The organism is Flectobacillus sp., from assembly GCF_049240685.1.
Taxonomy (GTDB): Bacteria; Bacteroidota; Bacteroidia; order Cytophagales; family Spirosomataceae; genus Flectobacillus.
On record NZ_JBMLSD010000054.1, the window covers coordinates 1 to 9,280 of the forward strand.

Annotated in this window: 9 protein-coding genes; 8 read left to right on the forward strand and 1 reads right to left on the reverse strand. The window is 34.4% G+C overall.

Translation table 11 applies throughout. From position 1 onward, the window contains the following. Window positions 1-352: 352 nt before the first annotated feature. The 3 genes from ACOVQ4_RS02405 (at window position 353) to ACOVQ4_RS02415 (ending at window position 2,329) form a co-directional block, all read left to right on the forward strand. Window positions 353-799 (forward strand): nuclear transport factor 2 family protein, encoded by a 447-nt coding sequence (locus tag ACOVQ4_RS02405; RefSeq protein WP_421819069.1) that lies wholly within the window; start codon window positions 353-355, stop codon window positions 797-799. A 144-nt stretch (window positions 800-943) separates the two neighbouring features. Beyond that, window positions 944-1,480 (forward strand): TetR/AcrR family transcriptional regulator, encoded by a 537-nt coding sequence (locus tag ACOVQ4_RS02410; protein WP_421819070.1) that lies wholly within the window; start codon window positions 944-946, stop codon window positions 1,478-1,480. A 63-nt stretch (window positions 1,481-1,543) separates the two neighbouring features. Continuing rightward, window positions 1,544-2,329: a hypothetical protein gene (locus tag ACOVQ4_RS02415; RefSeq protein WP_421819071.1), complete on the forward strand. Its 786-nt coding sequence runs from the start codon at window positions 1,544-1,546 to the stop codon at window positions 2,327-2,329. 352 nt (window positions 2,330-2,681) lie between these two features. Here ACOVQ4_RS02415 and ACOVQ4_RS02420 read toward each other — a convergent pair whose 3' ends face one another. Next, entirely contained in the window at window positions 2,682-3,920 is a 1,239-nt protein-coding gene (locus ACOVQ4_RS02420; protein WP_421819072.1) for a hypothetical protein, read from the reverse strand. 506 nt (window positions 3,921-4,426) lie between these two features. On the opposite strand from ACOVQ4_RS02420, the gene ACOVQ4_RS02425 reads away from it, so the two are divergent. From ACOVQ4_RS02425 to ACOVQ4_RS02445, 5 genes are all read left to right on the forward strand, one after another. Next, a complete protein-coding gene (locus tag ACOVQ4_RS02425) occupies window positions 4,427-4,792 on the forward strand; it encodes a hypothetical protein (protein WP_421819073.1) in 366 nt (121 codons plus the stop codon). Window positions 4,793-5,191: 399 nt separating this feature from the next. After that, the gene (locus ACOVQ4_RS02430) at window positions 5,192-6,094 is read left to right on the forward strand and encodes a hypothetical protein (protein WP_421819074.1); all 903 of its coding nucleotides are present in this window, start codon (window positions 5,192-5,194) and stop codon (window positions 6,092-6,094) included. A 630-nt stretch (window positions 6,095-6,724) separates the two neighbouring features. Then, entirely contained in the window at window positions 6,725-7,765 is a 1,041-nt protein-coding gene (locus ACOVQ4_RS02435) for a DUF6973 domain-containing protein (RefSeq protein ID WP_421819075.1), read from the forward strand. A gap of 34 nt (window positions 7,766-7,799) precedes the next feature. Continuing rightward, window positions 7,800-8,231: a hypothetical protein gene (locus ACOVQ4_RS02440; protein ID WP_421819076.1), complete on the forward strand. Its 432-nt coding sequence runs from the start codon at window positions 7,800-7,802 to the stop codon at window positions 8,229-8,231. Window positions 8,232-8,574: 343 nt separating this feature from the next. Continuing rightward, window positions 8,575-8,928: a hypothetical protein gene (locus ACOVQ4_RS02445; protein ID WP_421819077.1), complete on the forward strand. Its 354-nt coding sequence runs from the start codon at window positions 8,575-8,577 to the stop codon at window positions 8,926-8,928. Window positions 8,929-9,280: the final 352 nt, after the last annotated feature.

The window sequence follows — 9,280 nt, forward strand, 5'->3', positions numbered from 1 at the left end:
ACACGTTCTAAGGATTCCAATCCTATTATAAAAATCAACTCAATAGTTAAGTTTTTAAAAGATAACTTCTGGATAGAATCCAGAGAAAAAGTGGGTGCTGGCTAGGAAGCCAGCACCAGCGGGGAAGCCAGCACCAGCTTTGGGGGCGAAAACCTATTTTTCGACCGCTTTTTTGCTAAAAACTTGGATAAAAACCCCAATCTTAACATTCGGAATGACTCATGTTTATAATTTTTTTGTAAAATATCCCAATAAGATTACCTTTATAATTCCAAGTCTCGTATATGTATGTTGGCTAACAAACATGGAGAAAAAGGATTTAACCTCAAAAATCAAAATAACTATAACGACGATGAAATTTGTTTTTTTCGGCCTTGTATTATTCTTTACAAGCCACAGTATTTTGGGACAAACCAAGCAAGATAGTTTAGAAATCAAACAAGCCGCCCTTGATTACATCGAATCACAACACAAACCAAACCCCTCACAAATGGAGCGTGCTTTGCATCCAAGAATGGTAAAACGAACATTTTGGAAAGACAAAGCTACAGGGAAAGACTATGTTCGTGAAACAGCCACAGAATCTATGATTTTACTCGCTGAGAGCTATAACAAGAAAGGTGATAAGTTTCCTGCTTCGCCTAAAAAAGAGGTACTTTTACTCGATGTGTCGGAGCGGACAGCTTCGGTAAAGTTAATTGCTGATGAATGGATTGACTATATGCATATCGTAAAACTCAATGGTACATGGAAAATAGTTAATGTACTTTGGCAGTATCATGACGTAAAGCAACATTAAATAATCAAAAACAAACCTCCGCAAACCACTCTCTTTCGTACTACAAGAGCAAGGATAGAGGTGATTGGGCTTACGTTCGTGAATTTGTGCAAAGCCAAGACTCATGAATTTCCCATCCTCTAGTAGCTGTAATCCTTACTTCTCATGACAACAGACACTAAAGATATTTGGATAAAAGAAGGCTACAAAATATTTGCCATTTCTGGACAGGGGAATCTTAAAATAGAACCTCTTGCCAAAATGGTTGGAAAAAGTAAATCTTCTTTTTATCATCATTTTGCAGACATCGAAATCTTCATCGAATTGTTGTTGAAGTACCATATCGAACAGTCAAAAATCATTGCACAAAAAGAAAAACAAGCCCAAAAGATTGATCCTGAACTAATAAATATTCTTTTAGCGCATAAAATAGATCTACTGTTTAATAGACAGTTGAGGATTAACCAAAACATCGAATTGTATTCTTCGACCTTGGATATTTCAAATAGAATCGTGGGTGATGCTTTTGTAAACGTTTGGGTGAAAGATTTAGGGCTAAATCTCTCAAGAAAACAATTGGAAGGTATTTTTACCTTAGCTCTTGAAAATTTCTTTCTTCAAATCAATACAGAAACATTGAATTATGAATGGTTATCAAAGTATTTTCAAAGTTTGAAAAAAATTGCGATTGCTTTTATTTAGTTGTACGGTAGCGTCTAAAACTGAGCTACAATGCTGATTACTTTTGCGAAAAAAGAGCATATTATGAAAAACAACAAAATAATGAGTCTTTCAGTCGTAATAGGTGCTGTGCTTTGGTGCTTGGCTGCGTGGGTAGTTCAACAATTTGGGTTTTCTGTTTTTAATGGAAATGACGCCAACATGTTCATGATGTTGCTAAGTTCTGTTCCGAGTACCTTGGTGTTTCTTTGGTTGATAAAGCTACTTGTAAAAAAAACTTATTCTCAATTATTTGAGCCAGTCGTAATAATTACCACCACTGCTACATTATTAGACGGAATTGCGATGACTTATTTTCGGGAAATCTTCTATCACAGCCAGTATCTTATCTCTCTCCGTGGTGCGGCGTGGATACTTTGGGGGGTAGGGATAGCACTATTACTATCTTATATCTTAGTCCCAAAATCCGAGAAACTATCAGTTAAAAAAACATCCTTGGCTGTTATTTTAGGTATTGCATTTTGGCTCAATGGCGCAATTGTAATTAACCAGATGGGCGATTATATCTTGACCGATAATAATAATTTACGTTCGGTAGGGCTATTGATTGCTATTCCAGTAACAGTTATTACAGTTATTATAGCGAAATATTTATTGGGATTACCCTATTCAAAAATGGTAAAACCAATTGTTTTAATGACACTTACCGCAACTTTTTGTGATACTATTGCATTAACTTGGTTTCAATCTCTATACAGTAATTCAACTGATATTGCTTTTCATGGAGCCGCATTAATTCTTTGGGGAGCAGGTTTAGGTTTATTAATTGCCTATTATTTGGAAAAAGTATCTATTCAAAATGCTAAATAAAAACGAGTGCCTCAGCCTTAGACTTTCAGGAATGGGCTTTTGGCTACTGGCATTCGGCTACGGGCATTTGGCAAAAACATATTTATCGTTACTAAAAAACATTTCACACTCTTTGCCTAGTGCCTATTGCCTAAAAAAATTAGGCAATAGGCATTAAGCCGTAAGCTAAAGAAAAAAAGGAGTTTTTTATGAAATGATAAAGACCTTTTGCCTACAGCTTACAGCCTATGGCAGATAAAACAAACATGTACATTTGTGAAGTATTTCTCACAATGCGACACAAATATTAAATAAGGTATGTTAGCGTTGAAGAAATCAAATGCACAATACCGATACGATACCCTTTCAAAAATTACTCGCTAATTCTCAATTGTAGGTCTTTCACAAGAATAGGGGTAGAGTTGATATTATTTTTGATGAATACTTCCAAATAATCTCCTTGGTTCACTTCAGCGATGGTTTCTAAGGTCAATTGAAAACCCTCGCCTTTTCCTCCTATAGCTATAGATGAATTAGGCGCTATTTGAAGTAAACCATTCTTATAAATTGCTATGGATAAATCCGAATTGGCTTCTGGTGTTTTTCCGCCCACATTGGCATAAATACGAGCATTCAGGGTTCTTTTACCTGTGTAGGTAATTCGATTTGCGGTAGCAACAAAACCATCGGCTTTCATAGTTGTTGTTTCTCCAGCTATTTTTGTAAATAAATTAGGAGAAATTAATTTTGTAGAGGTCGTATTGTCATTCATATACACAAAAGCGTAAGGCTTTGTATCTGGCAACCCAGCCCCATTTTGTTTCATTTCCCATCCAGGAGTATGAGAATCAAAGCCGCTAATAAGCACTGCCGGGCCTCTGAACAAATTGCCATTCATCCTTGCCTGATCAACTTTTGCTTTTTCATGAAATTTAATTGCGGTACTTCCAGAAAAAACAAAATAGTTATTAGACATATCGATGTCGTTTGCTTCAAAATCAGCTAAAAACTCAATACCAACTCCTGCGGATATTCCCGTAATATAATTGTAAGAACTACAAAATTTACCTGTTGTGCCTGTTACTTTCAACCCATCTCGGCATCTCCAAAAATTAGTGGTAATAAACATCGAGTTGAACCCACTAAATCTGCCTACACCTCCGCTCGAAACCCTAGGAGCTTCTACTACCGAATTTCCAGCCAAGAGATTTAGCGTCTTAGTACCAGTATTATCCTCAAAATCGTAGGCTGTAGTTACATTACTTAATGGGATAACACATACCTTCTCTAGATATACATCTACATCTTGACTTCTGAGAACTGCACCTTTGGTGGCCGAAAGAATTCGATCTTTTCCCGGATCCAAGCCTCGTAAGCCAGCTCCATTTAGGTTGATACTATTCTGCCCAATGTCGACAGAACCCGAAATGATATATACCTTAGCCGAATTGAGGGTTATTACGCCGTTTTGAGGACTAGGCAAGTCGTTGAGAGCGTCTACATAAACAATACTTGAGGGAAGAGGCGGAGTAAGGTCTTTTTGAGCAAATGAAGTAGTGAGCGTACAAAAAAATAAGAGCACTGAATTAATGCTTGTAAGGATGTGATTCATAATAGTTTTTTGATAATGTATTTATTAATGATTAAATATGCTATTTATTGGAATGATAGCGACAGGAAAATAAACAGAATAAGGATTAATGTATTGTTTATCAAAGGATTATGCTGTTGCTGTCAAGCAATAAAGATTAACTTGAAATGAAAAATATTTCAAATGCATACAGTATTAACTAAATATTAGCTGTGTTGGATTAAAAAAAGTACAATTTTTTTTCAGTACCCGCGTGAGTAAAGCCCCGCTAGTGCTAGCTTTCAAGCCAGTACTAACACATTCTAAGGATTCCAATCCTATTATAAAAATCAATACCCTTGTAAAGTTTTGGAAAGAAAGCTTCTGGATAGAATCCAGAGAAAAAATGGGTACTGGCTAGGAAGCCAGCACCAGCAAGGAAAGCTACTTACAACCTTTTTTGTTAAAGAAGTATCTTTGGTTTAATCTTATCATTAAACTTAAAATTTAACGAGAATTAGATTTTCATCGTTTCTACTTACATAAAAATGAAAACACGATCAGCACTTATTTTACTATTGTTATTTACGCTGTCTATAAGCTGTAAAGACGAGGAGGTTTCTCCACAAAAAGCGATTTTAGGAAAATGGGAATTCATTGGTATCGGTAATGGAAGAATAGAAGCACCATCTGGCGTAAAATGGTATGATGAATATCTTGAGGATAGTGTTTTGTTACATCAGCAATATACTACGGGCAATATAGTTGTAGAAAAATACTTTTGGGAAAATAATGGGTTTCTGAATTCAGGCGGAACTACCTATAAATGCGTATTTTATGAAGATACAATGCAATTAGACTATGTTCATGCAAATGCCATCTTTATGTCAAGATTTTTCAAACGTATTAAATAATTACAATGCTAGTTCAGGTCATCTCAATAATGAAGTTTTGCTGAGAAGGACTCTGGATAGAATCCAGAGAAAAAATGGGTACTGGCTAGGAAGCCAGCACCAGCGGGAGGGTCCATTAAGATTACAATAGAATTTAAAGTATTGTAAATCAAAAGTTTGAGGTATTGCTTGGTGGTTTCTCAAACTATATTTAATTTGCTTTTTTGTTTTCAGAAACAGTCGTTGCTAATGCTGGCTTCCAAGCCAGTACTAACACATTCTAAGGATTCCAATCCTACTATAAAAATCAATTCAAGAGTAAAGTTTTTAAAAGATAGTTTCTGGATAGAATCCAGAGAAAAAATGGGTACTGGCTAGAAAGCCAGCACCCGTGTGAGATTAACTATTTATCGTAAAGCCATGAAAAATCTACTACTACTTTTGACTTTTCTTTTTTGTACTTTAGCGACAAAAGAACTACACGCACAAACATTTACGGGCAAAACAGGAGACTTGTATCTTGGTGAAAATGATACAGATTTTAGTGGAAGCTTAGAAATTCTGTCCGGTGTTATCAAAAAGAATGACAAAATCGATATTTATGCCGAAACTGGTAGAAAATTTACGGCAACTATTACAAAAATTACAGGAGACGACAGAAAAGAGATAAATCAATGTAAGGCTGGACAATATGCCTATTTCGATTTGAAATTTACGGCCAATCCATCTACTGGTAATGATTATTTACGCAAGGGATATAAGGTGTTTCCTGCTGGTTTTCAAGCTAATAGTTCTTCGATGAAAGCTGAAACAGAGGCTAAATTGGCTCAAAGTGCTAGTCTAAAAGTAACACTTGATGGTAAAACCTTTAGAGGAGCTATTACTTATAAAGGAGCTTCATTCTGGAAAAAGGGGGTAAAAAAGGTATTAGAAAAGCCATATTTACAGCTTCAATTCAGAAGTGTTGATACTCCTGATGACAGAACTCTGACGATTCAACTATTTAATCCGAAGGAAGCACCTGCCAAATATGGTGCATCTGATATGGAAATTAATTTTTCAGGAGCTTCGGATGGTGTTAAAGAACATACTACTTTGTTTGGTTTTGTAAATGGTAAAGCTGATACTCAGTTTACTGTAGAACTAAATAAATGGCAAAAAGTGTCGAATACTAAAGCAATTATTTCAGGGAAAATCTACGGAGAATTGAAAGAAATCAAAATTTTTGGAAAAGCCAAAGCAATCAATAAATTCGAGAATGGTATTTTTGAAAATGTAGAAGTGGAGGTTTTTAACGAAATATATGATTTTTTAAACAAATAAATCAGGCATAGATTCAATATCCCCCTCTGCGAGTGCTGGCTTCCAAGCCAGTACTAACTCATTCTAAGGATTCCAATCCTATTTAAAAATCAACACCCTTGTAAAGTTTTGGAAAGAAAGCTTCTGGATAGAATCCAGAGAAAAAATGGGTACTGGCTAGGAAGCCAGCACCAGCGGGGGCATAATTATATTATTCATCCAAGTAGTTTATTGAAGCTCTAACTATTAATTTTAATTTGATAGAGAGTAATATTGAAAAAAATCTTCAATTATGTACAATATTCTACTGACCACGAAATAATTTAAGTTGCATCATACATGAAGTTTATTATTTATTATTTACTTTTGTTTTAAACAGATATCAAATCAATTTTAATTAAAACTACATTTATGAAGAAAGTCTTTCTATTCCTGATTTCATGTTTTTTGTTGCAATCATGTTCAACTCTTGAAGATTCTAGCTTATCTAAAAAAAACAATAACACCCTCACAGTTTAAGAAGCCAAAAACTTTTACTACAGCTTAAATAAAAATCTTAGAACCAATAATGAAAACTCAAAAGTACCTATTTGGGAAGGTGCTACCATCAAAAAAATTTCATCCACAGAAAGTATTATAACAGTACCTATCTTGTATACCAACCCCTTTATTGTAAAAATACAAGATAAAACTACAGAGAATATTGATGAATCAACTTTAATTTCGGGAGATGTTATTTCTAATTTAATTTTCTTAAAAGTAGATGAAACGATAGAGTTACTTGATTTTGAACTTATCCCGAGTAACAGCTTTTACGAAAAAAATAACTCCAATAAAGACTTTAATAATTTTGACGGATATGCTATTTTTTATAATCAAAATAGAAAAATAGTTAATTGGCTTGTTTATAAAAATGGGAAACAATTAGATTCTATTCCTGTCAAAAACAAAGCTAGCAAGATTCTGAATGAATCAACAATTTGTATTGATCACTACGAAAGAGTGTGTTTAAAGGATGGCTCTGGCAATCTTGTGGATTGTACAGATTGGCAATACAGCTTTACTAGCGGAGATTGTACCCCAATTTATTTTGAGGGTACAGGAGCATCAACAGTGTTATATTCTCATGCAATGGAAGTTTTACTTGCCAATAACTCTTCTCAGGATTTATTACAAACTATACTTAATATGTATCATGATATACGCGATATGTGGGAGAATCAGTTAAATCAAGTTGAAAGAGATTACTTTACTTTAAAACCAGTTCTATTGCTTAGTACATTTTTAGCTAGAAAATCAGCCGAAGCCCAAACGGAACAATTTTATTGTAACCTATTCGATGGCAATAATGGTAATGCATTCAAGCACGCTTATTTATCGGCACTATTATATGCTACAGTTGGGAAACATTCTGCTATGGAAATAATGAACAACCATGAGTCTGGATATAATATTAACAATCCAGATGAGGTTAAAGCCCATCAAATGGATTTGCACAACAACAGCTTAGGGTTTCAAGTTTACGAGCAAGTCAGTACCCAAGTAGGTATTGAACAAATTGCAACTTATAAAAATAACATAATTGTCAATGCTATTATAGGAAAAATAAATTCAGGAAATGGCAAACGACTTACTTCAACTAATAATGGAACTATAATAAACACTGATAATACAGGACGCTGCGATGATTAACCAAAAAGAAAGTAAGTCATTTTTACACTCAACTATGAAGATTGCTATTCTACTCGTAGTAGCATATCTACTTTTTCTCTTATTTTTTCGTCTAGGAATTTGGCTTATGGAACTATATCCCTATAAGCCTCCATTCGCAGAATTTAAGGTCTCTGATGTTTCTCAACCTCAAAGTTTTGTAGATTCAGTTTCTTCTTCAAAAGGCTCTTCACACTCCGTGCTACTGTTAAAAATTACAGGTGAATTAGACGATAGTGCTGAGGTATCTTATGGTTTTTATGCCTTTGAAAAGAGAAAAGGGGTAAAAACTTCAAAATTCATAATGAACACTACAGCAAAGCTTTCTAAAGGAAAAATAAATATCGATGAACGACATGACTATTATTCCAGCGATACGATTCATGTTTTTTTCACTCCAAAAGGTTCAAAAAAAGGTTGGTTGAAAATAGAAACCTCTATCAGGTGATAATCCTTTATCGAGTGGTAATTGAGTGATTATTTTATGTAAGGCTTGAAGTTATTAATTTGACTGTAAGAGTTTTTACCATTCATCAAAAAGGGGGCGAAAAAACAATTTTAGACCCCTTTTTTGACCCCGCTAGTGCTGGCTTCCAAGCCAGTTCTAACTCAATCTAAGGATTCTAATCCTACTATAAAAATCAACACCCTTGTAAAGTTTTGGAAAGAAAGCTTCTGGATAGAATCCAGAGAAAAAATAGGTAGTGGCTAGGAAGCCAGCACCAGCAAGGGTACTGGCTAGGAAGTCAGCACCAGCGTGTGGAAAACAACATTAAACTCTTCAAACTAGTATGGAAAGAAAAATTATCAAAGGAATTATTATATTAATTGTAATATCATTTATTTTTTCAATGGTAATCTCTTCATATATAGACTCAACTACACCAAAGGTTCTTAAAGGTCTTGTAGACCAAATGAAGAAAGATAAAGATTTAATGAATTCGATTGGTGGTGATTTTGGTACTTTTGAATATCACTACAATACAATTGAATTTGAGGAAACGGATTCATTACATTTCGAAGGTACGATTGATGGTAATTCAAAAACTCTTTATTTTAAGGGATTTGCTAAAAAATTAAAAAGGTCTGGGAAAAGTAATGATTATGGTTGGAAAATAGTACGTTTTCAAAGGACAATTAAATAATGCTTCAAATATATATGGCTCCCTTGATTTCCCGCAAGTGTTGGTTACTTAGCCTATACTGACTCCCCGCTAGTGCTGGCTTCCAAGCCAGTACTAACTCAATCTAAGGATTCTAATCCTACTATAAAAATCAATTCAATAGTAAAATTTTTAAAAGAAAGCTTCTGGATAGAATCCAAAGAAACAATGGGTACTGGCTAGTAAGCCAGCACCAGCGTAAGGGTATAACTAATATACAATTGTTTAGAATAATAAACTACAAATAGAATTATGTTTAGGAAACTGGTTTTAGGTATGGCTTTTATTTTTTTGCTAATGTTCGTATACAGACGAATGAATATTAAATTCTCGA